Source organism: Isoptericola nanjingensis (assembly GCF_050311635.1).
In the GTDB taxonomy this organism is placed as follows: Bacteria; Actinomycetota; Actinomycetes; order Actinomycetales; family Cellulomonadaceae; genus Isoptericola; species Isoptericola nanjingensis.
In genome coordinates this window covers 200,152-223,617 of the sequence record NZ_JBNOZL010000006.1, presented here as the reverse complement: position 1 = coordinate 223,617, position 23,466 = coordinate 200,152, and the positions used below count along the sequence as shown (strand labels likewise).

21 protein-coding genes are annotated in these 23,466 nt (G+C 72.9%); 16 read left to right on the top strand and 5 right to left on the bottom strand.

Going from position 1 to position 23,466, the window contains the following annotated elements; translation table 11 throughout:
* Positions 1 to 183 precede the first annotated feature (183 nt).
* A complete protein-coding gene (locus ACQP6G_RS13575; protein WP_429764936.1) occupies positions 184 to 783 on the bottom strand; it encodes a TetR/AcrR family transcriptional regulator in 600 nt (199 codons plus the stop codon).
* 155 nt (positions 784 to 938) lie between these two features.
* On the opposite strand from ACQP6G_RS13575, the gene ACQP6G_RS13570 reads away from it, so the two are divergent.
* Together ACQP6G_RS13570 and ACQP6G_RS13565 are read left to right on the top strand one after the other, a co-directional pair.
* On the top strand, positions 939 to 1,529 hold the full coding sequence (locus ACQP6G_RS13570) for a DUF6230 family protein (RefSeq protein WP_429764934.1): 591 nt from the start codon (positions 939 to 941) through the stop codon (positions 1,527 to 1,529).
* Between the two features lie 28 nt (positions 1,530 to 1,557).
* The gene (locus tag ACQP6G_RS13565) at positions 1,558 to 3,135 is read left to right on the top strand and encodes a DUF6114 domain-containing protein (RefSeq protein WP_429764932.1); all 1,578 of its coding nucleotides are present in this window, start codon (positions 1,558 to 1,560) and stop codon (positions 3,133 to 3,135) included.
* Between the two features lie 118 nt (positions 3,136 to 3,253).
* Here ACQP6G_RS13565 and ACQP6G_RS13560 read toward each other — a convergent pair whose 3' ends face one another.
* The 3 genes from ACQP6G_RS13560 to ACQP6G_RS13550 form a co-directional block, all read right to left on the bottom strand.
* A complete protein-coding gene (locus ACQP6G_RS13560; RefSeq protein ID WP_429764930.1) occupies positions 3,254 to 4,666 on the bottom strand; it encodes an isochorismate synthase in 1,413 nt (470 codons plus the stop codon).
* Between the two features lie 78 nt (positions 4,667 to 4,744).
* The gene (locus ACQP6G_RS13555) at positions 4,745 to 6,208 is read right to left on the bottom strand and encodes a nucleobase:cation symporter-2 family protein (RefSeq protein WP_429764928.1); all 1,464 of its coding nucleotides are present in this window, start codon (positions 6,206 to 6,208) and stop codon (positions 4,745 to 4,747) included.
* A gap of 127 nt (positions 6,209 to 6,335) precedes the next feature.
* Positions 6,336 to 7,691 (bottom strand): 8-oxoguanine deaminase, encoded by a 1,356-nt coding sequence (locus ACQP6G_RS13550; RefSeq protein WP_429764926.1) that lies wholly within the window; start codon positions 7,689 to 7,691, stop codon positions 6,336 to 6,338.
* Positions 7,692 to 7,887: 196 nt separating this feature from the next.
* Here ACQP6G_RS13550 and ACQP6G_RS13545 point away from each other — a divergent pair, with 196 nt between their 5' ends.
* The gene (locus ACQP6G_RS13545; protein ID WP_429764925.1) at positions 7,888 to 8,583 is read left to right on the top strand and encodes a demethylmenaquinone methyltransferase; all 696 of its coding nucleotides are present in this window, start codon (positions 7,888 to 7,890) and stop codon (positions 8,581 to 8,583) included.
* 124 nt (positions 8,584 to 8,707) lie between these two features.
* Positions 8,708 to 10,030, top strand: coding sequence for an MFS transporter (locus ACQP6G_RS13540; RefSeq protein ID WP_429764924.1), 1,323 nt, complete (start codon positions 8,708 to 8,710; stop codon positions 10,028 to 10,030).
* 95 nt (positions 10,031 to 10,125) lie between these two features.
* On the opposite strand, the gene ACQP6G_RS13535 is transcribed toward ACQP6G_RS13540, so the two are convergent.
* The gene (locus ACQP6G_RS13535; RefSeq protein ID WP_429764922.1) at positions 10,126 to 10,350 is read right to left on the bottom strand and encodes a YtxH domain-containing protein; all 225 of its coding nucleotides are present in this window, start codon (positions 10,348 to 10,350) and stop codon (positions 10,126 to 10,128) included.
* A gap of 316 nt (positions 10,351 to 10,666) precedes the next feature.
* On the opposite strand from ACQP6G_RS13535, the gene ACQP6G_RS13530 reads away from it, so the two are divergent.
* The 12 genes from ACQP6G_RS13530 (at position 10,667) to nuoK (ending at position 23,459) form a co-directional block, all read left to right on the top strand.
* Positions 10,667 to 11,980, top strand: a complete 1,314-nt coding sequence (locus ACQP6G_RS13530; RefSeq protein ID WP_429764920.1) for a geranylgeranyl reductase family protein — start codon at positions 10,667 to 10,669, stop codon at positions 11,978 to 11,980.
* A 114-nt stretch (positions 11,981 to 12,094) separates the two neighbouring features.
* A complete protein-coding gene (locus ACQP6G_RS13525; RefSeq protein ID WP_429735904.1) occupies positions 12,095 to 12,457 on the top strand; it encodes an NADH-quinone oxidoreductase subunit A in 363 nt (120 codons plus the stop codon).
* 122 nt (positions 12,458 to 12,579) lie between these two features.
* On the top strand, positions 12,580 to 13,131 hold the full coding sequence (locus ACQP6G_RS13520; RefSeq protein WP_429735902.1) for a NuoB/complex I 20 kDa subunit family protein: 552 nt from the start codon (positions 12,580 to 12,582) through the stop codon (positions 13,129 to 13,131).
* Positions 13,128 to 13,940 (top strand): NADH-quinone oxidoreductase subunit C, encoded by an 813-nt coding sequence (locus ACQP6G_RS13515; protein WP_429764918.1) that lies wholly within the window; start codon positions 13,128 to 13,130, stop codon positions 13,938 to 13,940. Before ACQP6G_RS13520 ends, ACQP6G_RS13515 begins: the two co-directional genes overlap by 4 nt.
* The gene (locus ACQP6G_RS13510) at positions 13,937 to 15,283 is read left to right on the top strand and encodes an NADH-quinone oxidoreductase subunit D (RefSeq protein WP_429764916.1); all 1,347 of its coding nucleotides are present in this window, start codon (positions 13,937 to 13,939) and stop codon (positions 15,281 to 15,283) included. The genes ACQP6G_RS13515 and ACQP6G_RS13510 overlap by 4 nt, the downstream gene beginning before the upstream one ends.
* Entirely contained in the window at positions 15,280 to 16,161 is an 882-nt protein-coding gene (gene nuoE, locus ACQP6G_RS13505; protein ID WP_429764914.1) for an NADH-quinone oxidoreductase subunit NuoE, read from the top strand. The genes ACQP6G_RS13510 and nuoE overlap by 4 nt, the downstream gene beginning before the upstream one ends.
* Positions 16,154 to 17,488 carry an NADH-quinone oxidoreductase subunit NuoF gene (gene nuoF / locus ACQP6G_RS13500; RefSeq protein ID WP_429764913.1) on the top strand — a complete coding sequence of 445 codons (1,335 nt, stop codon included), beginning with the start codon at positions 16,154 to 16,156 and terminating at the stop codon, positions 17,486 to 17,488. Before nuoE ends, nuoF begins: the two co-directional genes overlap by 8 nt.
* On the top strand, positions 17,488 to 20,145 hold the full coding sequence (locus ACQP6G_RS13495) for an NADH-quinone oxidoreductase subunit G (RefSeq protein WP_429764911.1): 2,658 nt from the start codon (positions 17,488 to 17,490) through the stop codon (positions 20,143 to 20,145). The genes nuoF and ACQP6G_RS13495 overlap by 1 nt, the downstream gene beginning before the upstream one ends.
* Positions 20,142 to 21,500, top strand: coding sequence for an NADH-quinone oxidoreductase subunit NuoH (gene nuoH, locus ACQP6G_RS13490; protein ID WP_429764909.1), 1,359 nt, complete (start codon positions 20,142 to 20,144; stop codon positions 21,498 to 21,500). The genes ACQP6G_RS13495 and nuoH overlap by 4 nt, the downstream gene beginning before the upstream one ends.
* Positions 21,497 to 22,276, top strand: a complete 780-nt coding sequence (gene nuoI, locus ACQP6G_RS13485) for an NADH-quinone oxidoreductase subunit NuoI (RefSeq protein ID WP_429764907.1) — start codon at positions 21,497 to 21,499, stop codon at positions 22,274 to 22,276. The genes nuoH and nuoI overlap by 4 nt, the downstream gene beginning before the upstream one ends.
* Complete coding sequence (locus ACQP6G_RS13480) at positions 22,273 to 23,160, top strand: NADH-quinone oxidoreductase subunit J (RefSeq protein ID WP_429764906.1); 888 nt, start codon at positions 22,273 to 22,275, stop codon at positions 23,158 to 23,160. The genes nuoI and ACQP6G_RS13480 overlap by 4 nt, the downstream gene beginning before the upstream one ends.
* Positions 23,160 to 23,459, top strand: coding sequence for an NADH-quinone oxidoreductase subunit NuoK (gene nuoK / locus ACQP6G_RS13475; protein ID WP_429764904.1), 300 nt, complete (start codon positions 23,160 to 23,162; stop codon positions 23,457 to 23,459). Before ACQP6G_RS13480 ends, nuoK begins: the two co-directional genes overlap by 1 nt.
* The last annotated feature ends 7 nt before the right edge of the window (positions 23,460 to 23,466 follow it).

Below are 23,466 nucleotides of genomic sequence, written 5' to 3'. Positions count from 1 at the left end.
CGGCCGGCCGGCACGCGCATCCGGCCGGCCGCAGCAGCCCCGCGGGCCCGCGACGACTCCCCCTCCCCGTCGCGGTCCGCGGGGCTTTGTCGTCCGCGGACCACTCGGGGGGTGGTGAGCGGTATCTGGCCCTGTTCCGGTCGCGGAACAGGGCCAGATGCCCGCCCACGGCGTCCGCCCCCGTCAGCCGGCCGAGGGGTGCAGGGCGGCGAGGACGCCGAGCGCGCTGCGCTCGAGGAAGTCGGCGAGGTCGGACGGCGAGATCTCGGGGTCGGTCGCGGCCTCGACGAGCGCCTGCTCGGCGAACGAGATCCACGAGTGCAGCGCGACCTCGAGCAGGGGGGTGGGGGCGACGCCGATCTCCTGGAAGGCGTCGCGCAGGTGCCCGGCCAGCACGTCGCGCGCGTGCTGGATGGTGGCGCGCACGTGCTCGTCGCCGGACGCCGCGCCGCGCACGAGCGAGTAGAACGTCGCGTCGTGGTCGTGCACGAACTCGACGAACCGGTCGAGGGTGTCGCGGAGGCGCTCGCGCGGCGGCAGCTCGGGCCGCGGCTGCGTGGCGTGCAGCATCGCGTCGCGCGCGGTCCGGACGATGGCGGAGTGCAGGCCCTGCCGGTTGCCGAAGTAGTAGTGGACGAGCCCGGGGGAGACCCCGGCCTGGGCGGCCAGGTCCTCGACGGTGACGGCCTCCAGGGGACGGTCGGCCAGCGCCGCCACGCCGAGCGCGACGAGCTGCTGCCGGCGTTCGTCGGGGCTCATCCGGGTGCGTCGCGCGGCTGCCATGCCCCGAGCATATGGCCGTCTCGCGAGGTGACGGCGCCGCCCGGAGGGTGAAGCGCCGCGGGCAACCATTGCTATTGACGCCGCCTCAGTAAGGGGCGTACCGTCGCCACTCGTCGGCGACACAGGGGTCGCCATGTCGTCTTGGTGGAGGGGAAATGAAGCTCAGCGCACTGACGCGCACGCGTCGAGGCCGTGCGATGCTCGCGGCGGTCCCGACGGTGGCGGTGATCGGCGTCCTCATGGGCGGCGTCGCCCAGGGCGCCGTCCCGGTGTCGATGGCGATCTCGGGCCAGCAGTTCAAGATCGCGGCCGACAAGCTCGACGGGACCGGATTCTCGCAGTACGCCGGCGAGTCCAAGGACGCCGACGGCAAGTCGCGTCCGGTGGCGATCGCCAACATCAAGGACGCGACGCTGCACAACCTGTGCCAGTCGGTGAAGGTCCCCGGTATGCCGCTGGGCCTGCTCATCTCCGCGGGGACCGACCCCAAGAACCCGGTCAAGGCGACCGACCTGCAGATCGGCATGAGCGACCTGCGCGGCACCGCGCAGTTCAACCAGATCCGGATCGGCGTCGACGCCTCCACCGTGAACACGAAGGCGCACGGCAGCAAGGGCGACTTCGCCATGGACTCGGACGCGATCACCATCGACGACCTCAAGCAGGTCTCGACGAGCACGTCGGCCGCGGTCTTCACGCTCACCGACCTGCACCTCAAGATCTCCGACGGCACCGAGTGCTTCTGAGCGGCCCCGGCGACCAGGGAGAGCACGCGTGAGCGACGACGAGAACACCTCGATCCCCGAGGCGTCCACGGGGTCGACCGCTGAGCCGTCCGTGGCGTCGACCCCGGAGGTGCCGGCCACCCGCCGCCAGCGGTTCGCCGCCTGGCGGCGGGGCCGGCCCTTCTGGGGCGGCACGCTGGCGGCCCTGTCGGGTGTGGTGCTGTGGTTCTCCGGCCGGCTGCAGATCGACAACTTCGAGATCCAGCTCGGCATCGAGGGCATGCAGTCCACGCTGCTGCCCGTGGCGCTGGTGCTCCTCGGTGTCCTGGTGACGACCCAGCCGCAGTTCCGGGTGTTCTACGGGGTCATCACCCTGGCGATCTCGGTCTACTCCCTGCTGGGCGTGAACCTGGGCGGCTTCGGCGTCGGCATGGTCCTCGGCGTCGTGGGCGGCATCCTCGCGGTGTCGTGGATGCCGCGACCCGCCGCCGAGGACGCCGAGGCGGGGCCGGCGACGGACGGCGGGACGGACGAGGCGCCCGCGGCGTCGTCCGACCCTGCCGCGACCGCGGTGCCCGCGGACCCGCGCGAGGTGCAGGAGGTCGGCCTCGCCGAGATCCTGCCGTTCGACGACGAGCCCGCCCGCGGCGGGCGGCACGTGGCCGTCGCCGCCGCGGTCGTCGTGCTCGCGCTGGGGAGCACGGGGGCGACGACGGTCGAGGCGGCCGCCGCGCCCGCGTCGCAGGTGCGCTCGGCGTCGGACTGCTGGGACCCGCTGGGCTGGCTCGAGTGGGCCTGCGGCAGCGACGACGAGGCCGAGCCGACGCCCAGCCCCTCGCCGTCCGTGTCGGAGGACGCCGGAGGCTCCGGCGAGGCGACCGACGACGGCGGCACCGCGGCGACGGACGACGGCGCGTCCGCCGGCGACGGGACGGCCGGCGGCGAGGCCGCCGACCCGACCGACGCAGAGGGAGGCGCCCCGAAGGACGCCGATGCGAAGGACGCCGACGGCAAGGACGCCGACAAGGGCGGCAAGGCCGACGAGGACACCCCGGCCGAGGAGCAGGCGCAGGACGACGTCGAGAAGGAGTTCAAGCTCGAGCTCGGCCCCTGCGCGCGGATCACGTTCGGCGGCGACTACGACATCAACGTCTCGCTGCCGGGGGACTGCGGCACGCGCGAGGACGCCAACGTGTTCTCCGTCGACGGCGAGCTGGAGACGCGGGACCTGCAGCTCCCGCTCACCGGCATCAACGGCATCGACGTGGTCAACGTGCCGGTGACGAACGGCGGTCCCCGCCGTGACGCGCTGCGGATCGACGTGGACTACGTCAAGGTGCCCGGGTTCTGGCTCAAGACCTACGCCGACAACGACGGCAAGGTCGGCGGCACCGTCACCGACGCGGACTACGTGTCGATGGAGGGCGACGCGCAGATGTACATCTCGTCCATCCACGCGGACCTGCCCGACGGCGACGACTGGGCCGAGCTGGGGGAGAAGATCGCGGCGGGAGCGTCGCCGGTCGAGATGCTGCTCGGTCTGACGGACGCGCGGATCGGCCTCATGGGGGCCACCTCGGACAAGCAGGTCTGGTCCGGCTTCCGCGAGCAGGTCTGGGAGGGCTGACCGCGAGATAGAGAACCCCTTTCGCCGAGATAGAGAGGCTCGGACGAGGCCGCAAGTGCTGCGGCCTCGTCCGAGCCTCTCTATCTCGGCGAAAGGGGTTCTCTATCTCGCGGAATGTTCAGTCCGCGCCGAGCGCCCAGCGCATGGGCACGAGCTTCGCCTCGGACTCGGCGAGCTCGGCCTCCGGGTCGGAGGCGGCGACGATGCCGCAGCCGGCGAACAGCCGGACGTGCCGCGGGTCCGCGGCCGAGAGCTCGGCGGACCGCAGCGCGATGCCCCACTCCCCGTCGCCGTCGGCCCCGACCCACCCGACCGGACCGGCGTAGCGGGACCGGTCCATCCCCTCGATCTCGCGGATGAGGTCGCGGGCGACGTTCGTCGGCGTGCCGCAGACGGCGGCCGAGGGGTGCAGCGCGGCGGCCAGCGTGAGCGACGACGGCGCCCGCCCGGTGGCGTCGTGGCCCCGGTCGAGGACGCCGGTCACGTCGGACGCGAGGTGCATGACGTTCGGCAGGTGCAGGACGAACGGGGCGTCGGGGACGTTCATCGACGAGCAGAACGGCTCGAGCGCGGCCGCGACGGAGCGCACGGCGTACTCGTGCTCCTCGAGGTCCTTGGAGGACCGGGCGAGCTGCGCCGCGTGCAGCAGCGCGTCGTCGTCGGACATCCCCGCCTCGCGGCGGATCGTGCCCGCGAGCACGCGGGACGTGACGAGCCCCTTCTCGCTGCGCACCAGGAGCTCGGGGGTGGCGCCGACCATGCCGGAGACGGAGAAGGTCCAGCAGGCCTCGTAGCGGTCGGCGAGGCGGCGCAGCAGCCAGCGGGGGTCGAGGGGGTGCTCGGTGGTGGCGAGCACGTCGCGTGCCAGCACCACCTTCTCGAGGGCGCCCGACTGGATGCGGGCCACGCCCTCGCGCACGACGGCGGGCCAGTCGGTGGCGCCGACGGCGCCGTCGGCGAAGCGGACGCGGCCGGGGGCGACGACCTCCGTGCGCGGCTCGCGGCGCAGCGCGGCGGTGCCGGGGGCGGCGTCGAGGCTCGCGCCGGGGGTGATGGTGGTCATCCAGGTGACGCCGGCCCGGCGGCCGACGACGACACGCGGCACGACGAGCGACCCGTCCGGCCGCGGGTGGCCCGCGTCGTCGCCGTCCTGGTCGTCGAGCTGACCCGCGTCGTCGAAGGCGAACGTGCCGAACGCGACGGGTCCCGTGCCGGGCAGGCGCACGTCGTCGCGCACCACGGCCCGCTGGAGGGTGGCCTGCCAGGCGGCCTCGGCGTCGGCGAACCGGCCGGGCCCGAAGGTGTCGAAGCGGAGGGCCTCGCCCCAGCCGACGATGCCGTCACCGCGCCGCACCCAGCTCAGCGGGCGCGTGTCCGGCAGGAGGTCGACGAGGGCGGTGAGGCCGCCGGGAAGGTCGTCGATCCGGGAGGTGCGGACCAGGAGCGCGAGGGGCTCGGTCGCGGGATCGGGGCTGGTGCCGGTGGTCGTGCCCGGGAGGGGGCGCGGCGCCGGCAGGGGCGTGGCGGACATCGGCTCCAGGGTACGCCCGACGGTCCGCCACGCCCCGCTCACGGTGCGTGGGTCAGCCTCGTGTGCTGCCGGACGACCTCACCTCGAGGTCGCCTCGCCCTCCCGGCGGTTGGACCGGTTGAGCACGCCGTCGTCGGCGAGGTCCTCGAGCTGCTCGTCGTCGACGGCCTTGCTCGCGGTGCCCTTGACGAAGACGGACGGGTTCTCGGGCGTCCCGGCCTTGATGTGGTTGAACAGGATGTTCAGCAGGATCGCCATGAGCGCCGCCGAGCTGATCCCCGAGTGGAAGATGGTGCCGAACCACGTGGGGAACTGGTCGTAGAAGTCGGGCTTCGCGATCGGGATCATGCCGAACGAGATGGACGCCGCCACGATGATGAGGTTCATCGAGTTCTTGTAGTCGACCTTGGCGAGCGTGCGGATGCCCGACGCCGCCACGGAGCCGAACAGCACCACGCCGGCGCCGCCGAGCACGGGCGTCGGGACGGCGGCCACGACGCGGCCCAGCACGGGCAGCAGGCCCAGGACCACGAGGATGCCGCCGCCGGCGGTGACCACGAAGCGGGACTTCACCCCGGTGATCGCGACCAGGCCCACGTTCTGGGCGAACGCCGACTGCGTGAACGAGCCGAAGACCGGCGAGACGACGGACGACGCCATGTCGGCGCGCAGGCCGTTGGCGATGCGCTTGCGGTCCACCTTGGTGCCGACGATCTCGCCGACGGCGATGATGTCCGCCGTCGTCTCCGTGAGCGTCACCAGGATGACGATGAGCATCGAGACGATCGCGGCGACCTCGAACGTCGGGGCGCCGAAGCTGAACGGCATCGGGAACGCGACCACCGGGCCCTCACCGACGCCGGCGAAGTCCGCCATGCCGAGGGCGAGGGCGATCAGCGTGCCGGCCACGATCGCGATGAGGATCGACAGTCGCGACACGACGCCCGAGCCCACCTTGGACAGCAGGACGACGATGGCGAAGGTGAGGAACGCCAGCCCGATGTTGCTCGTGGAGCCGTAGTCGGGCGCCTCGGCGTCGCCGCCCATCGCCCAGTTCGCCGCCACCGGCATGAGGGTCAGTCCGATCGTCGTGATGACGACGCCGGTGACCACGGGCGGGAAGAACCGGATGATCTGGGCGAAGAACGGCGTGATGAGGAACCCGATCGCCGAGGCGACGAGCACCGCGCCGAGGACGGCGGGGATCCCGCCGCCGCCCCCGACGATCGCGACCATGGTCGAGACGCCGGCGAACGACACGCCCTGCACCAGCGGCAGCTGGGAGCCGAAGAACCTGATCCCGACGGTCTGCAGGATCGTCGCGAGACCGCCCATGAAGAGCGAGGCGGCGATGAGCGTGCCGATCTCCGCCGAGGTGAGGCCGGCGGCACCACCCACGATGAGCGGCGGGGCGATGATGCCGCCGTACATCGTGAGGACGTGCTGGAAGCCGTACCCGATGGTGGCGCCGAGCGGCAGACGCTCGTCCTCGGGGCGGGCGGGGCTGGTCGCCGCCGCCCGGGGGGATGCGGACCGTGACATAGCGGACCTCCTCGTTCGCTATCGATGGTCATATCTTCCGGTCTACGGAAGAAGCCTTCCACTATTCGACCGGCAAGGGTGATCTGTGTCAACCCCTCCCGGGGGTGGATCTGCGGCTGCCGCGAGCTCAGCCCGCCACGAGCCGGCGTGCCGCCTCGCGGTGCTCGGCCAGGAGCGCGGGCAGGTCGAGCCCGACCACCGCGCCGTCGACGACGCGCCACTCGCCGCCGACCATCACCCGGTCGGCGCGGTCCGCGCCGCACAGCAGCAAGGCGGCGACCGGGTCGTGCGAGCCCGAGAAGCGGGGCTCGTCCAGCCGCCACAGCGCGAGGTCGGCCTGCTTGCCGACGGCCAGCACCCCCAGGTCGTCGCGGCCCAGCACGCGGGCCGAGCCGCGCGTCGCCCACCCGAGGGCGCGCGCCACCGGCACCGAGGCGCCGTACTTGAGCCGCTGCAGGTACAGGGCCTGGCGGGCCTCGGGCATCATCGTCGACGCGTCGTTCGACGCCGAGCCGTCCACGCCGAGGCCCACCGGCGCGCCGGCGTCCTCCAGCTCCAGCACGCGCGCGATGCCCGACGCGAGCCGCATGTTCGACGTCGGGCAGTGCGCCACGCCCGTGCCCGCCGCGCCGAGGCGGGCGATCTCGGCGTCGTCGAAGTGGATGCCGTGGCCCAGCCAGGCCCGGTCGGTGAGCCAGCCGACCGACTCGAGGTAGTCCACGGTGCGCATGCCGAACCGCTCGCGCAGGAAGTCCTCCTCGTCGATCGTCTCGGCCAGGTGGGTGTGCAGGCGCACGTCGTGCCGCTCGGCCAGCTCGGCGGTGTCGCGCATGTTCTGGGTCGTGACGGAGAAGGGGGAGCACGGCGCCAGCGCGATCTGGATCCGGGCCCCGGCGCCGCGCTCGTGGTACGTGGAGATCAGCCGCTCGGAGTCGGCCAGGATCGTGTCCGGGTCCTGCACCACCGACTGCGGCGGCAGGCCGCCGTCGTCCGTGCCGAGCGTCATCGAGCCCCTCGTCAGCGTGGCGCGCATGCCGAGCTCGCGGACCGCCGCGACCTGGAGGTCGATCGCGTCGTCCAGGCCCGCCGGGAACACGTAGTGGTGGTCGGCGGCCGTGGTGCAGCCCGACAGCAGCAGCTCGGTCAGCGCGACCTTCGTCGCGAGCTCGTGGGCGCGCGGCGTGAGGCGCGCCCACACCGGGTAGAGCGTGGTCAGCCAGGGGAAGAGCTCGGCGTCGGCGACCGGCCCCCAGGCGCGCGTGAGGGTCTGGTAGAAGTGGTGGTGCGTGTTGATCAGACCGGGTGTGATCACGTGCTCGGACGCGTCGAACGTGATGTCGACCGGGGTCGACGGGCTCGCCCCCGCAGCGACCAGCTCGGTGATCACGCCGTCCGTGACGACGACGCCGCCACGGGCGTCGGGCGCCCCGGGTGCGTCGTCGGCGGTGAAGACGGCCAGCGGGTTCTTGATCCAGGTGCTCATCGGTGCCTCCATGGCGGCGGCACCGGGGAGCGGCGCCGCGTCGCGCCGGCTCAGTGGTCCTGTCTGCCGATCCAGGGAGCGACGGCACCGCGCCGTCCTCTGTCGGCGACGCTAGGCGACCGGCGCGCGCACCGTCAACGGTGCGGCCTCGGTGCGGGCCTCGGTGCGTGCGGCCGTGCGTGGGAGCATGACGTCCATGTCCCGCGCCAGCCTGGAGAAGAAGCCCGCCGAGGTCGCGTCGATGTTCGACGGGATCGCGAAGCGGTACGACCTCGTCAACGACCTCGTCTCCCTGGGGCAGGACCGGCGCTGGCGGCGCGCGGTGGTGGACGCCGTCGCGGCCGTGCCCGGCGAGCGGGTGCTCGACCTCGCGGCCGGCACCGGGACGTCGAGCGAGCCGTTCGCCGCGGACGGCGCGCTGGTGGTCCCGTCCGACTTCAGCCTCGGCATGCTCGCGGTGGGCAAGGAGCGTCGCCCCGACCTGTCCTTCGTCGCGGGCGACGCGACCCGGCTGCCGTTCGCGGACGCCGCGTTCGACGCCGTGACGATCAGCTTCGGCCTGCGCAACGTGGTCGACACCGACGCCGCCCTGCGCGAGATGCTGCGCGTCGTGCGGCCGGGCGGTCGCGTGGTGATCTGCGAGTTCTCGACGCCGACGTGGGCGCCGTTCCGCACGGTGTACATGGAGTACCTGATGCGCGCGCTGCCGGTGGTGGCGGGCGCCGTGACGCGCGACCGCGGGTCGTACGACTACCTCGCCGAGTCCATCCGGGGCTGGCCCGACCAGGCCGCCCTCGGCCGGCTTCTCCTCGACGCCGGCTGGGACCGCGTGTCGTACCGCGACCTCACCGGCGGCATCGTGGCGCTGCACCGGGCCGTGCGCCCGGCCTGACCGCCGTCGGGCGGTCCCCACCTCGGGCTTTGACGCCCTCGCGGGCCCCGGCGTATCGTCGATCCGATCCTGAAACGATTCAAAGACGATCGGCACGACGACGTACGCAGGGAAGGCACGGTCGATGACGACACCACACGGCGCGACGGCGGGCGGCGGCACCCGCCTGCACGGCTACCGGGCGACGGTCGCGGTCGCGATGTCCAACTACATCGAGGCGGGCTCGATCATCGCGCTCGCCACCAGCCTCACGCTCTGGCAGGAGCACTTCGGGCTGAGCAACCTCGCCGTCGGGCTCGCCGCGGCCCTGAGCGCCAACGCGTTCGGCGCGGCGGTGGGCGCCATGATCGGCGGCCCCCTCGGCGACCGGTACGGGCGCAAGTTCATCTACACCTACGACCTGCTGCTCTACATGCTCGGCACGGCCTTCATCGTGTTCGCCGGCGCCCCGTGGATGCTGTTCGTCGGCATCGTGCTCACGGGCATCGCCGTCGGCGCGGGCGTGCCCGTCGCGTGGACGTACATCGCGGAGGAGGCTCCCGACGATCAGCGCGCCAGGCACGTCGGCACCGCCCAGCTCGCGTGGTCGCTCGGCCCGTTCGTCGGCTTCGTGCTCGCGACGGCGCTGGTCCCCCTCGGCCTGCTGGGCAGCCGCATCATCTTCGCGCACCTGTTCGTCATCGCGTTCGTCACCTGGTGGGTGCGGCGCGGGCTGGCGGAGTCGGACGTCTGGAAGGAGTCCAACGCCAAGCAGGTCGCGCTCGGTCGCAAGCGCCGCGGCTTCCGCGAGCTGATCTCGCACCCGCAGAACGTCAAGGCGCTGCTGTTCCTCGTCGGCGTCTACGCCCTGTGGAACACGGTGGCCGGGCAGGCCGGCATCTTCATGCCGCGCGTCTACCAGACGGCCGGCGTCGAGAGCGCCGTCGCGCAGAACCTGCTGCAGGTGCTGGTGTGGGGCCTGACGTCGGCGGCCACGTTCTGGGGCTTCATGAAGTACGGCGACCGGGTGAGCCGCCGCCTGCTCTACGGCATCGGCGCGGTGATGGCCGTCGCGGCGTGGATGATCCTCGCCTTCGTGCCGCACGTCTCGATGCCGCTGCTCATCGCGTACGCCGTCCTGTGGGGCGTGTCCGCCGGCATCGGCGCCCAGGCGTTCTACGCGCTGTGGACCGCCGAGCTCTTCGCGACGGCGTACCGCGCGTCGGCGCAGGGCGTGCTGTTCTTCGTCGCCCGCATCGCGGTCGGCCTGCTGAGCTACCTGTTCCCGACGATGCTCGCCGAGCAGGGCGTGCCCTTCGTGGGCGGGATCATGGTCGCGCTGCTCGTCGCCTCGCTGGTGATCGGCGTCGTCTGGACGCCCGACACCGCGGGCAAGAGCCTCAAGGAGATCGAGAAGGAGCGCTACGGCGCGGACCTCGACGACGCGGAGGTCTCGGCGGCCCGCTGACCCTGACCGTCGGTCGTCGTCCGTTCGGCAGCGGGTGGATCAGCTCGGCAACGTCACGTGCCGACCTGATCCACCCCCTGCCGAACAGATCGTGGTCAGCTGGGTGAGTTGCCGGCCGTGCGGTCCTTGAGGGTACTGCCCTGCTCCTTGGCGAACTCGGTCACGCTGCTCGTGACGTCCGAGACCTTGGCCTGGACGCGCGGGTCGTTCCAGGTCTCCGTCGCCCAGTCCTTGGCCTTGTCGAGCTGCTGCCGGCCCTTCTCGGTGCCGAGCAGGTAGCCGAGTGCCGCGCCGACGACGAATGCCGGTCCTGCCTTCATGTGTCACGCCTCCCTGATGGTCGTGCTGCCGGGTCGTGCTGCCGGGTCGTCCGGCGGTCGTTGTCGTGGGTCGTGCGCACGACCGTAGGCACGACCGCCGTCGTACGCACCCCGCGACATGCCGACGGCGGCACCCTGCGGGACCTGCGGGGACGCGCCGTCCCGCGGCCCGGCGGCGCGTCGTCGGGCGAAGGAAGGGTTGCCTTCCTACACAGCGCCGCCAGAACGTGACTAGAGTGCTCGCAAGAGTTGTGATGGGGTTCACAAATCGACTCCGGCACCGTCGCCGGGGCGCTCGAGGGAGCGAGGTGAGCACGTGCGGTCAGGTCGCGTCGACGACGCCGACGTCATCGTCGTGGGCGCCGGCCCGGCCGGTTCGTCCACGGCCCACTGGTGCGCCGCCGCGGGCCTCGACGTGCTCCTGCTCGACAAGGCCTCCTTCCCTCGCGACAAGGTGTGCGGCGACGGGCTGACGCCCCGCGCCGTCGGCGAGCTGGCCCGCATGGGGCTCGGCACCCGCGAGGACGACGGGTGGATCCGCAACGAGGGCCTGCGCGTGGTCGCCGGCGCCCGGTCGTGGGAGCTGCCCTGGCCCGACCTCGACTCGTACCCGGGCTACGGCATGGCCCGCGCCCGGACGTCGCTCGACCACCGGCTCGCGCAGCACGCGCAGGCGAGCGGCGCCAAGCTGCTCGAACGGACCAAGGTGACCGGACCGGTCCTCGACGAGCGCGACGGCCGCGTCCTGGGCGTGCGGGCGCAGGCCCTCGACGTCCGGGGGCGCGCCGACGGCGCCGAGACCACCTACCGGGCGCCCGTCGTCGTCGCCGCCGACGGCGTCTCCTCACGCTTCGCGACGGGGCTCGGTGTCGCCCGCCGCGACGACCGCCCGCTCGGCACGGCGGTGCGCACGTACTTCCGCACCGAGGGCACCTCCCGGCACGAGGACGCGTGGATGGAGTCGCACCTCGAGCTGTGGGACGGCGCGCCCGGCGCCTCGAACCTGCTGCCCGGCTACGGCTGGATCTTCGCGCTCGGCGACGGCACGGCCAACGTCGGCCTGGGGTCCGTGAGCTCCACCCCCGCGCGGCAGTCCGCGAACGGTCACGACTACAAGGGCATGATGCGGGCCTGGATGCGCAACGCCCCCGCCGAGTGGGGGTTCACCCCCGAGAACCAGGTGGGGCCGGTCCGCGGGGCCGCGCTGCCGATGGGCTTCAACCGCACCCCGCTGTACCGCGACGGCGCGGTGCTGGTGGGCGACGCGGCCGGGATGGTCAGCCCGTTCAACGGCGAGGGCATCGCCTACGCCCTGCAGGCGGGCCGGGTCGCCGCCGACGCGATCGCCCAGGCGCGCACCCGAGCCACGGACGACGCGCGCGAGCGGACGCTCGCGTCGTACGCCGACCGGATGCGGGCCGACCTGGGCGGCTACTACACGCTGGGCCGCTGGTTCGTGCGGCTCATCGAGCACCCGCAGATCATGCGGGTCTGCGTGAAGCACGGGCTGCCGCGGCCGGTGGTCATGCGGTTCGTGCTCAAGCTGCTGTCCGACTGCTACGAGCCGCGCGGCGGTGACTGGGTGGACCGGGTCATCGCAGGGCTCACGAGGGTGGTCCCGTCGGCATGAGCGCGGCACGACGATCGGGCGAGGCCAGCAGAGCATGAGCGCACACGAGCACAAGGGAGTGGTCGAGATGCACGAGGTCGAGAAGCGTGCGGCCGTGCGGACGGGGGACCGGCGATGACGAACCCGTACGTGCCGGTCCTCATGCTCATGGGCGTGGCCCTGGTGCTCGCCGTGGGCGGCGTGGCGGCGAGCGCCGTCATCGGGCCCAAGCGCTACAACCGGGCGAAGCTCGACGCCTACGAGTGCGGCATCGAGCCGACGCCGCACGCGGTCGGCGGCGGCCGGCTCCCGGTCAAGTACTACCTGGTGGCGATGACGTTCATCGTCTTCGACATCGAGGTGGTCTTCCTCTACCCGTGGGCGGTGGACTTCGCCGTGCTGGCCGGCTTCGGCCTCGTCGCGATGCTCACGTTCCTCGCCCTCATCACCGTGCCGTTCGTCTACGAGTGGCGGCGCGGCGGCCTCACCTGGGTCTAGGCCCGGGCGCACGACCAGCACCACCGCACGACAGCACGACCTGCACCACCCAGCACGACACGGCACTACGGACGGCATCGGCGCCGAGGATCCGGCACCGATGTTCACGAAGGGGAGGGGTCATGGGCCTGGAAGAGGCTCCGTCGGGCTTCCTGCTGACGACGATCGAGGACCTGGCGGGCTACCTGCGCAAGGCGTCCGTGTGGCCGGTGACGTTCGGACTGGCGTGCTGCGCCATCGAGATGATGGCGGCCGGCGCGTCGCGGTTCGACCTGTCGCGGTTCGGTATGGAGGTCTTCCGGGCGTCGCCGCGGCAGGCGGACCTCATGATCGTCGCGGGACGGGTGAGCCAGAAGATGGCGCCCGTCGTGCGGCAGGTCTACGACCAGATGAGCGAGCCCAAGTGGGTGCTGTCCATGGGCGTGTGCGCGTCCAGCGGCGGCATGTTCAACAACTACGCGATCGTCCAGGGCGTCGACCACATCGTGCCGGTCGACGTGTACCTGCCCGGCTGCCCGCCGCGCCCGGAGATGCTCATCAACGCGATCCTCGCGCTGCACCAGCACATCCAGGACTCGCCGCTGGGCGTGAACCGCAAGGAGGCGGCCGCGGCCGCCGAGGCGGCGGCGCTCGAGGCCACCCCGACGTTCGAGCTCAAGGGGCTGCTGCGATGAACGACGGCACGACGGCGGGCGGGTCCGCGGCGGACAGGCCCGTCCCGCAGCCCGAGGAGGTCCTGGGGCCCCGCTCCGGGGAGCTGGTGCCGGGCAGTGAGCAGGCCGGCCGCGGCGGGCGCGGGCCGGAGGTCGTCGAGGTGCGGCGCGGCATGTTCGGCGTCCGCGGCTCCGGCGACACGTCCGGGTACGGCGGCCTGGTGCAGCCGGTCGCGATGCCCGGCGCCGCGACGCGGCCGTACGGCGGCTGGTTCGACGAGGCCGTGGACGTGCTCGCCGAGGTGCTCGGCGAGCAGGGCGTCGCGTTCGACGTCGCCGTGGAGCGCGTCGTCGTCGACCCGCACACCGACCCGCCGAGCCCGCACGCCGAGCTCACGCTGCACGTGGCGCGCGAGCACCTGCTCGCCGTCTGCCGCGCGCTGCGCGACGACCAGGACCTGCGGTTCGAGCTCAGTCTCGGAGTCTCGGGCGTGCACTACCCCGACGACACGGGCCGCGAGCTGCACGCCGTCTACCACCTCACCTCGGTGACGCACGGCCGCCGCGTGCGGCTCGAGGTGTCGGTGCCCGACGCCGACCCGCACGTCCCCTCCACCACGTCGCTGTACCCGACCAACGACTGGCACGAGCGCGAGACCTGGGACTTCTTCGGGATCGTCTTCGACGGCCACCCGGGCCTGGCACGCATCGAGATGCCCGACGACTGGCCGGGCCACCCCCAGCGCAAGGACTACCCGCTCGGCGGCATCCCCGTGGAGTACAAGGGCGCCACGGTGCCGCCGCCGGACACGAGGAGGTCGTACTCATGAGCTCCGCCACCTACACCGCGACGCGGCCGCCGACCGACGACGAGTTCGACCCGGGCATCCCCGGCTTCGAGGCGTCCGGCGGCGACTGGGACGAGATCGCCCGCGAGGCCGTGGGCGAGGAGCGCATCGTCGTCAACATGGGCCCGCAGCACCCGTCCACGCACGGCGTGCTGCGCCTCATGCTCGAGATCGACGGCGAGACGGTCACCGAGGCCCGCTGCGGCATCGGCTACCTGCACACCGGCATCGAGAAGAACATGGAGTTCCGCACCTGGACGCAGGGCACCACGTTCTGCACCCGGATGGACTACCTGGCTCCGTTGTTCCAGGAGACGGCGTACTGCCTCGCCACCGAGAAGCTGCTCGGCGTCACCGACGACGTGCCGGAGCGGGCGTCGATCATCCGCGTGCTGATGATGGAGCTCAACCGGGTGGCGTCCCACCTCGTGTGCCTGGGCACGGGCGGCAACGAGATGGGCGCGACGACGGTCATGACGATCGGCTTCACCGCCCGCGAGGAGATCCTCCGGCTGTTCGAGGCCGTCACCGGGCTGCGCATGAACCACGCGTACGTGCGTCCGGGCGGCGTGGCGCAGGACGTGCCGGAGGGCTTCGAGGACCAGGTGCGGGCGGCGCTGCCGAAGATCCGCCAGTACCTCGGCCAGCTCGGCGACCTCATGCTCGCGAACCCCATCTTCAAGGCGCGCCTCACCGACGTCGGCGTGCTCAACCTCGCCGGCTGCATGGCGCTGGGCGTGACCGGACCGGTGCTGCGCTCCACGGGGCTGCCCTACGACGTGCGCAAGGCGTTCCCGTACTCCGGGTACGAGACGTACGACTTCGACGTGCCGACGTCGACCGACGCGGACTGCTACTCCCGCGTGGTGCTGCGCCTGGAGGAGTGCTACCAGTCGCTGCGCATCGTGGAGCAGGCGCTCACCCGTCTCGAGGCGACGTCGGGGGCGCCGGTCATGGTGGCGGACAAGAAGATCGCGTGGCCGGCGCAGCTCGCGATCGGCGCCGACGGGCAGGGCAACTCGCTCGACCACATCCGCCAGATCATGGGCACCTCGATGGAGGCCCTGATCCACCACTTCAAGCTCGTCACCGAGGGGTTCCGGGTGCCGGCCGGGCAGGTGTGGCAGACCGTCGAGCACCCGCGCGGCGAGCTGGGCGTGCACGCGGTGTCCGACGGCGGCACCAAGCCCTACCGGGCGCACTTCCGCGACCCGTCGTTCAACAACCTCCAGGCCGTGTCGGTGATGTGCGAGGGCGGCCAGGTGGCCGACGTCGTCGTCGCCGTCGCGTCCCTGGACCCCGTGCTGGGAGGGGTCGACCGATGACGGCAGAACCCACGAGCGCCCGCTCGGCCACGCGGTACGACGCCGACACGCTCGCGTCGCTGGCCGCCGACGCCGCGGCCGTCAAGGCGCGCTACCCGGACCCGCGCTCCGGCCTGCTGCCGATGCTGCACCTGGTGCAGTCGGTGGACGGGTACGTGAGCCGCGACGGCATCCTGTTCTGCGCCGAGCAGCTCGAGATGACGCCCGCCGAGGTGAGCGCCGTCGCCACCTTCTACACCCAGTACAAGCGGCACCCCAACGGCACCTACACCGTGGGCGTGTGCACCAACACGCTGTGCGCGGTGATGGGCGGTGACGCCATCTTCGACGAGCTGAGCGAGCACCTCGGCGTCGGGCACGACGAGACCACCGACGACGGCGCGATCACGCTCGAGCGCGTCGAGTGCAACGCCGCCTGCGACTACGCGCCGGTCGTGATGGTCAACTGGGAGTTCTTCGACAACCAGACGCCGGAGTCGGCCACGGACCTCGCCGACCGCCTGCGGGCGGGCGAGGAGGTGGCGCCCACGCGCGGCGCGTCGTCGGTGTGCGGCTTCAAGCAGATGAGCCGTGTGCTCGCGGGGTTCACCGACGGCCGCGCCGACGAGGGCGTGGGCGCGGGGGAGCCGACGCTCGCCGGCCTGCGCCTGGCGCGCGCCGCGGCCGCCGTCGACGGCGGTGAGCCCTCGTCGGTCCAGCCTGCCGAGACCACCGACGGGGGCTCGGCCGGCTCGGCCGCCGAGGTGCCCCCGGAGACCGGGACGGCGCAGTCGAGCGCGGAGCGCAAGCCCGCCGCGCCGGGGGACGACAACCCTGGCCGCTCGCCGTCGGGCGGCGACGCGAACCCCGAGCCGGAGAAGGGTGGCAGCGATGACTGACCTCATGCCGGTGCTCACGGACACGTGGGACGCCGACCGGTCGTGGAAGCTGGCGTCGTACGAGGCCGCCGGCGGGTACGCAGGGCTGCGCAAGGCCCTGACGATGGAGCCCGCGGACCTCGTGCAGACGGTCAAGGACTCCGGGCTGCGCGGCCGCGGCGGCGCCGGCTTCCCGACCGGCATGAAATGGGGCTTCCTGCCCCCGCCGGACGGCGGCCCGCGCTACCTCGTGGTCAACGCGGACGAGTCCGAGCCCGGCACGTGCAAGGACATCCCGCTCATGCTGGCGAGCCCGCAGCACCTGGTGGAGGGCATCGCGATCACCAGCTACGCGATCGGCTGCCACCACGCGTTCGTGTACGTGCGCGGGGAGGTGCTGCACGTGTACCGGCGGCTGATGGCCGCGGTGCAGGAGGCGTACGACGCCGGGTTCCTCGGCAAGGACGTGCTCGGCACCGGCTTCGACCTGGACGTCACCGTGCACGCCGGCGCCGGCGCCTACATCTGCGGCGAGGAGACGGCGCTGCTCGACTCGCTCGAGGGCAAGCGCGGCCAGCCGCGGCTCAAGCCGCCGTTCCCCGCCGTCGCGGGCCTGTACGCGCGGCCCACGGTGGTGAACAACGTCGAGTCCATCGCGTCGGTCCCGGGCATCGTCGCGCGCGGTGCCGACTGGTTCGCCGGCATGGGCACCGCGAAGTCGCAGGGGCACGGCCTGTTCTCCCTGTCCGGGCACGTGACCCGGCCGGGGCAGTACGAGGCGCCGCTCGGGATCACGCTGCGCGAGCTGCTCGACCTGGCCGGCGGGATGCGGGCCGGGCACGAGCTGAAGTTCTGGACGCCCGGCGGGTCGTCGACTCCGCTGTTCACGGCCGACCACCTCGACACCCCGCTCGACTACGAGTCGGTGGGGGCGGCGGGGTCGATGCTCGGCACCCGGGCGCTGCAGCTCTTCGACGACACGACGTGCGTCGTCCGCGCGGTGAGCCGGTGGACCGACTTCTACGCGCACGAGTCGTGCGGCAAGTGCACGCCGTGCCGCGAGGGCACCTACTGGCTCAAGCAGGTGCTGCACCGCATCGAGGCCGGCCAGGGCGAGGAGCGCGACGTCGACCTCCTGCTCGACCTGTGCGACAACATCCTCGGCCGCGCGTTCTGCGCGCTCGGCGACGGCGCGACGTCGCCCGTGACGTCGAGCGTCCAGCTCTTCCGCGACGAGTACCAGGCGCACATCGACGGCCGCGGGTGCCCCTTCGACCCGCGCGCCAGCGCCCTGTTCCCGTACACCCCCAAGCAGTCGCCGGCGCTCGCCGGGGCGGGAGGTCACTGATGACGGCGACCACGGACAAGTCCACCGCGGCCGCGCCCCCGGTGGAGACGGTCACGCTCACCATCGACGAGGTCGAGGTGACGGTGCCGAAGGGCACGCTGATCATCCGCGCGGCCGAGCAGGTGGGCATCCAGATCCCGCGGTTCTGCGACCACCCGCTGCTCGAGCCCGCGGGCGCGTGCCGGCAGTGCCTGGTCGAGGTCGCGATGCCCGACCGCGAGGGCAACGTGCGGCCCATGCCGAAGCCGCAGGCGTCGTGCACGATGACGGTCACGCCCGGCATGGTCGTCAAGACGCAGCGCACGTCGCCGGTCGCCGACAAGGCGCAGCACGGTGTCATGGAGCTGCTGCTCATGAACCACCCGCTGGACTGCCCGGTGTGCGACAAGGGCGGCGAGTGCCCGCTGCAGAACCAGGCGATGAGCAACGGTCGCGCCGAGACCCGGTTCGAGGACGTCAAGCGCACCTTCCCCAAGCCGATCGCCGTGTCCACCGAGATCCTGCTGGACCGCGAGCGCTGCGTGCTGTGCCAGCGCTGCACCCGGTTCAGCGACGAGATCGCGGGCGACGCGTTCATCGCGCTGCAGGAGCGCGGCGCCCACCAGCAGATCGGCCGGTTCGACGAGACGGTGCTGGACTTCACGCCGCCGCCCGGCGAGCCCACCGAGGAGACGTTCGGGTCGGCCGCGGCGACGGACGGAGGTCAGCCGTTCGCGTCGTACTTCTCCGGCAACACCGTGCAGATCTGCCCGGTGGGCGCGCTCACCGGCGCGGCCTACCGGTTCCGTTCCCGGCCCTTCGACCTGGTGTCGACGCCGGGGATCTCCGAGCACGACTCGTGCGGCTCCGCGATCCGCGTCGACCACCGGCGCGGCGTGGTGCTGCGCCGGCTGTCGGGGGAGGACCCGGCGGTCAACGAGGAGTGGATCACCGACAAGGACCGCTTCGCGTTCACGTGGCAGGCGGCGCCCGACCGGCTCACCGTCCCGCTGGTGCGGGACCGCGTGCTGGACGCGCACGGCACCGTCGTGTCGCGCGGCGAGCTGCGGCCCGCGTCGTGGGTGGAGGCGCTCGAGCTCGCCGCCGAGGGCCTGGCCGCCGCCCGTGCGGCCGGCGGCGTCGGGGTGCTGCCCGGCGGACGGCTGACCGTCGAGGACGCGTTCGCCTGGTCGCGGTACGCGCGCACCGTGCTCGGCACCGACGACGTCGACCTGCGGGCCCGCGTGGGCTCGGCGGAGGAGACGGCGTTCCTGGGCCACGCGGTGGCGGGCACCGGCGTCGGCGTGACCTTCGGCGACGTCGAGGCCGCGCCCGCCGTGCTGCTCGCCGGCCTCGAGGCCGAGGAGGAGGCCGGCGTCACCTTCCTGCGGCTGCGCAAGGGGGTGCGCAAGCACGGCACCAGGGTGTGGGCCGTCGCCCCGTTCGCGAGCCGTGGTCTCGCCCGGCTCGACGGCGAGCTGCTGCCCGCCGCGCCCGGCACCGAGGCCGAGTGGCTGGGCATCCTCGCCACCCGCGCCGGCGGCGGGCTCGTGCCTGCCGACTCCGACACCGCCACGCTGGGCGCAGTCGCCGACGGGCTCGCGACGCCCGGCGCGCTGATCCTCGTGGGTGAGCGGCTCGCGTCGGCGCCCGGCGCCTACGGGGCGGCCCTGCGGCTCGCGGAGGCCACCGGGGCCCGCGTCGCCTGGATCCCGCGCCGCGCGGGGGAGCGCGGGGGCGTCGAGGCGGGCCTCCTGCCCGGGCTGCTGCCCGGCGGACGACCGCTGACCGACCCCGCGGCCCGCGCCGAGGTGGCCGCGGCGTGGGGCGTCGACGCCGACGCGCTGCCGGCCGCCCCGGGCCGCGACGTCGCGGAGATCCTCGACGGGCTCTCCGTCGGGCAGCTCGGCGGCGTCCTCGTCGGCGGGGTGGAGCTCGCCGACCTGCCCGACCCCGCGCACGCCCGGCGCGCGCTCGAGGCCGCGGGCTTCGTGGTCTCGCTCGAGGTCCGGAGGACCGAAGCCGTCGAGCTTGCCGACGTCGTGCTTCCTGTTGCTCCTCCCGTCGAGAGGGCGGGGTCGTACTGGAACTGGGAGGGGCGCGTCCGCGCGTTCGGCCAGGCGCTGGAGTCGTCGGCGCTGCCCGACCACCGCGTGCTCGACGCGCTGGCCGACCAGGCCGGCGTCGCGCTCGGCGCGGCGACCCCGCTCGACGCGCACCGCGCGATCGCGGCGCTGCCGGCCTGGGGCGGGGCGCGCGTGCCGGCACCGGAGGGGGAGCCGGTCGAGCCGCCCGCGGTGCCGACCGGGTCCGCCGTGCTGGCGAGCTGGCACCTGCTGCTCGACGACGGCGCCCTGCAGGACGGCGAGCAGTTCCTCGCCGGCACCGCCAAGCGGCCCGTGGCACGGATGTCCGCGGCCACGGCGGCCGCCGTCGACGTGTACGACGGCGACCGCGTGACCGTGGCCACCGACCGCGGCGCCGTGACGGTGCCCGTCGCCATCACGGAGATGGTCGACCACGTGGTGTGGCTGCCGCTCGCGTCGCGCGGGTGCCGCGTGCACGACGCGCTCGGCGCCGCGCCGGGCGACCTGGTGCGGATCGGCGCGCCGGAGGCGGTCGCCGCCGGCGGGGTCCCAGGCTCGACCGACGAGAAGGCACAGGGAGGGGCCGCATGATCCCCGGCGTCGCGTCCGACTTCAGCAACGACTGGCTGTGGGTGTCGCTGATCAAGGCGGTGCTCATCGTCGTCTTCCTGCTGACCAGCGTGCTCTTCGCGATCTGGTTCGAGCGCAAGGTCGTGGCGCGCATGCAGGTGCGCCCGGGGCCCAACTGGCACGGCCCGTTCGGCCTGCTGCAGTCGCTCGCGGACGCGATGAAGCTGCTGCTCAAGGAGGACGTGAACGTCACCCGGGCGGACCGGATCGTGTACCTGCTGGCGCCGATGATCTCGGTGTTCTGCGCGCTGCTCGTGTTCGCGGTCATCCCGTTCGGCCCCGAGGTGACGATCCCGTTCACCGACTACTCGACGCCGGCGCAGCTCACCGACTTCCCCGTCGCCGTCCTGTACGTGCTGGCGTGCGCGTCGATGGGCGTCTACGGCATCGTGCTGGGCGGCTGGTCCTCCGGCTCCACCTACCCGCTGCTCGGGTCCGTGCGGTCCACGGCCCAGGTGATCTCGTACGAGCTCGCCATGGGGCTCTCGCTGGTCAGCGTGTTCATCATGGCCGGCTCGATGTCCACCTCCCAGATCGTGGCCTCGCAGACCAGCATCTGGTGGTTCCTGCCGCTGCTGCCCGCGTTCGTCGTCTACGTCATCTCGATGATCGGCGAGACCAACCGCCTCCCGTTCGACCTGCCGGAGGCCGAGGGCGAGCTCGTCTCCGGCTACATGACCGAGTACAGCTCGATGAAGTTCGCCTGGTTCTTCCTGGCGGAGTACATCAACATGCTCAACGTCTCCGCGGTCGCCACCACGCTGTTCCTGGGCGGCTGGCGGGCGCCGTGGCCGCTGTCGGCGATCAACGACGGGATGTTCAACACCGGCTGGTGGCCGGTGCTGTGGTTCCTGGTCAAGCTCTGGCTGGTCATGTTCGTGTTCGTCTGGGTGCGCGGCACGCTGCTGCGGCTGCGCTACGACCAGTTCATGTCGTTCGGCTGGAAGGTGCTCATCCCGGTCGCGCTGGTGTGGGTCGTGGTGCTGAGCGTGTTCCAGTACCTCGGCCTGGCGGGCGTCACCCGCACACAGCTCATCACCGGCGTCGCCGTCGCGGCGGTGGTCGTCATCGGCCTCCTGTGGCTGTGGCCCGACCGGAAGGCGAAGGCCGCCGACGGCGCCGGACCACCGGGGGACGCGCATCGTCCGGGCGGCGACTTCGACGCCTTCGCGGACGGGTTCCCCGTGCCGCCGCTGCCCGGCCAGGCCCTGCCGCCGTCGCCCCGCGCGCGCCGGCACGTGATGCAGGCCGCCGACGTCCCGGGCGCGTCCGCCGCCCCCGACCCCGCCGTCGACCGATCCGAGGAGACGCGATGACCGACAAGCCGTACGAGCCGCTGCGCCCGTCCAAGGGGCCGCTGGGGGAGCTGTTCGCCCCGGTGGCCGGGTTCGGCGTGACGTTCTCGTCGATGTTCCGGCCCACGGTGACCGAGCAGTACCCGCGCAAGAAGACGGCGCCGCAGCGCCGGTACCACGGGCGCCACCAGCTCAACCGCTACGCGGACGGGCTGGAGAAGTGCATCGGCTGCGAGCTGTGCGCGTGGGCGTGCCCCGCGGACGCGATCTACGTGGAGGGCGCGGACAACGCGGAGCTGCCCGACGGCGAGCACATGTCGCCCGGCGAGCGCTACGGCCGCGTCTACCAGATCAACTACCTGCGCTGCATCTTCTGCGGGCTGTGCATCGAGGCGTGCCCCACCCGGGCGCTCACGATGACGAACGACTACGAGCTCGCCGGCCCCGACCGCGCCGGGATGATCTACGAGAAGCAGGACCTGCTCGCCCCGCTCGCGGAGGGGATGCTCGCCGCGCCGCACCCGATGGTCGAGGGGACCACGGACACGGAGTACTACCGCGGCGAGGTCACCGCCCCGACGGCGCAGCAGGTCGACTGGGTCCGCGAGCACCGGCCGGACGACCCGACCCTGGACGCCGCCGCCCGCGTGGTGCACGGGGACGCGCCGCCCCCGACCCCGCGCCGGCACCGGCTGCGCGGCAGCGCCACCAAGGCCGCCGTCGCGACACGGCAGGCCGCCGAGGGCGGGCACGTCGCGGCGCTCCCCACCCCTGACCTGACGGACGGCCCGCGGTGACGGCGTCGGGCGCGGAGGCCGCGCTGTTCTGGGTGCTCGCGCCGCTCATGGTGCTCGCCGCGCTCGGGCTGCTGTTCGCCCGCAAGGCGGTGCACGCCGCGGTGTGCGTGATGTTCGTGATGGTCGGGCTGGCCATCCTCTACGTGGCGCAGGAGGCGCCGTTCCTCGGCGTCGTGCAGGTGGTCGTCTACACGGGCGCCGTGATGATGCTCTTCCTGTTCGTGCTGATGCTGGTGGGCGTCGACTCCGCCGACTCGCTGACCGAGACGATCAGGGGCCAGCGCTGGCTGGGCGTGCTGCTCGGGCTCGGGCTGGTCGTCGTGCTGCTCGGCGTGATCGCACAGGCGGCGTTCCCGCCCGCGGTCGGGCTGGCCGCGACCGAGGAGCTCACCAACCCGGTGGCCCTGGCCCGGGTGCTGCTCGGCGACTACGTCCTCGCGATGGAGGTGGTCGGCGTCCTGCTGGTCACCGCCGCGCTGGCCGGCCTGGTGCTCACGCACCGTCGTCGGCTCAGCGTGCGGCCCACCCAGCGCGTCCTCGCGGCCGCGCGCGTGGCCGCCCTGCCGCAGGGCAGCACGCTCACGCCGCTGCCCGCGCCCGGCGTCTACGCGCAGAACAACGCCATGGACACGCCGGCGCTCGGCCCCGACGGCGAGCCGCTGCCGCACTCCGTGCCGCGCGTGCTGCGCATCCGCGGGCAGGAACGGTCGGCCACGGCGGTCCTCGCCGAGGAGGAGACGCTCGTGGCGCGTGACGACCTGCGCCTCCTCGGCGTCGGCCCGGCGGCGGACGCCACGGTCGAGCAGGTGGGCGACCCGGTCGCGACGGGCACGACCGACGCGGGCGCGACCGACGAGGGCGACGAGGACGGGGAGGTGCGCTGATGGAGATCACCCACTACCTGGGGCTGGCCGCGATCCTGTTCGCGATCGGCGCGGCGACGGTGCTGCTGCGGCGCAACGCCATCGTGGTGTTCATGGGCGTGGAGCTCATGCTCAACGCCACCAACCTCGCGTTCGTGACGTTCGCGCGCATCCACGGCGACGTGACGGGCCAGGTGCTCGCCTTCTTCGTGATGGTGGTCGCCGCGGCCGAGGTCGTGGTGGGGCTCGCGATCATCATCACGATCTTCCGTTCCCGCCGGTCGGCCTCGGTCGACGACGTCAACCTGCTGCACAGCTGAGAGGCGA

Excerpts from the sequence above, each read along its gene's own strand:
- ACQP6G_RS13575 (WP_429764936.1), bottom strand. The coding sequence starts at position 783 with ATGGCAGCCGCGCGACGCACCCGGATGAGCCCCGACGAACGCCGGCAG.
- ACQP6G_RS13570 (WP_429764934.1), top strand. The coding sequence starts at position 939 with ATGAAGCTCAGCGCACTGACGCGCACGCGTCGAGGCCGTGCGATGCTC.
- ACQP6G_RS13560 (WP_429764930.1), bottom strand. The coding sequence starts at position 4,666 with ATGTCCGCCACGCCCCTGCCGGCGCCGCGCCCCCTCCCGGGCACGACC.
- ACQP6G_RS13555 (WP_429764928.1), bottom strand. The coding sequence starts at position 6,208 with ATGTCACGGTCCGCATCCCCCCGGGCGGCGGCGACCAGCCCCGCCCGC.
- ACQP6G_RS13550 (WP_429764926.1), bottom strand. The coding sequence starts at position 7,691 with ATGAGCACCTGGATCAAGAACCCGCTGGCCGTCTTCACCGCCGACGAC.
- ACQP6G_RS13545 (WP_429764925.1), top strand. The coding sequence starts at position 7,888 with ATGTCCCGCGCCAGCCTGGAGAAGAAGCCCGCCGAGGTCGCGTCGATG.
- ACQP6G_RS13540 (WP_429764924.1), top strand. The coding sequence starts at position 8,708 with ATGACGACACCACACGGCGCGACGGCGGGCGGCGGCACCCGCCTGCAC.
- ACQP6G_RS13535 (WP_429764922.1), bottom strand. The coding sequence starts at position 10,350 with ATGAAGGCAGGACCGGCATTCGTCGTCGGCGCGGCACTCGGCTACCTG.
- ACQP6G_RS13525 (WP_429735904.1), top strand. The coding sequence starts at position 12,095 with ATGACGAACCCGTACGTGCCGGTCCTCATGCTCATGGGCGTGGCCCTG.
- ACQP6G_RS13520 (WP_429735902.1), top strand. The coding sequence starts at position 12,580 with ATGGGCCTGGAAGAGGCTCCGTCGGGCTTCCTGCTGACGACGATCGAG.
- ACQP6G_RS13515 (WP_429764918.1), top strand. The coding sequence starts at position 13,128 with ATGAACGACGGCACGACGGCGGGCGGGTCCGCGGCGGACAGGCCCGTC.
- ACQP6G_RS13510 (WP_429764916.1), top strand. The coding sequence starts at position 13,937 with ATGAGCTCCGCCACCTACACCGCGACGCGGCCGCCGACCGACGACGAG.
- nuoE (WP_429764914.1), top strand. The coding sequence starts at position 15,280 with ATGACGGCAGAACCCACGAGCGCCCGCTCGGCCACGCGGTACGACGCC.
- nuoF (WP_429764913.1), top strand. The coding sequence starts at position 16,154 with ATGACTGACCTCATGCCGGTGCTCACGGACACGTGGGACGCCGACCGG.
- ACQP6G_RS13495 (WP_429764911.1), top strand. The coding sequence starts at position 17,488 with ATGACGGCGACCACGGACAAGTCCACCGCGGCCGCGCCCCCGGTGGAG.
- nuoH (WP_429764909.1), top strand. The coding sequence starts at position 20,142 with ATGATCCCCGGCGTCGCGTCCGACTTCAGCAACGACTGGCTGTGGGTG.
- nuoI (WP_429764907.1), top strand. The coding sequence starts at position 21,497 with ATGACCGACAAGCCGTACGAGCCGCTGCGCCCGTCCAAGGGGCCGCTG.
- nuoK (WP_429764904.1), top strand. The coding sequence starts at position 23,160 with ATGGAGATCACCCACTACCTGGGGCTGGCCGCGATCCTGTTCGCGATC.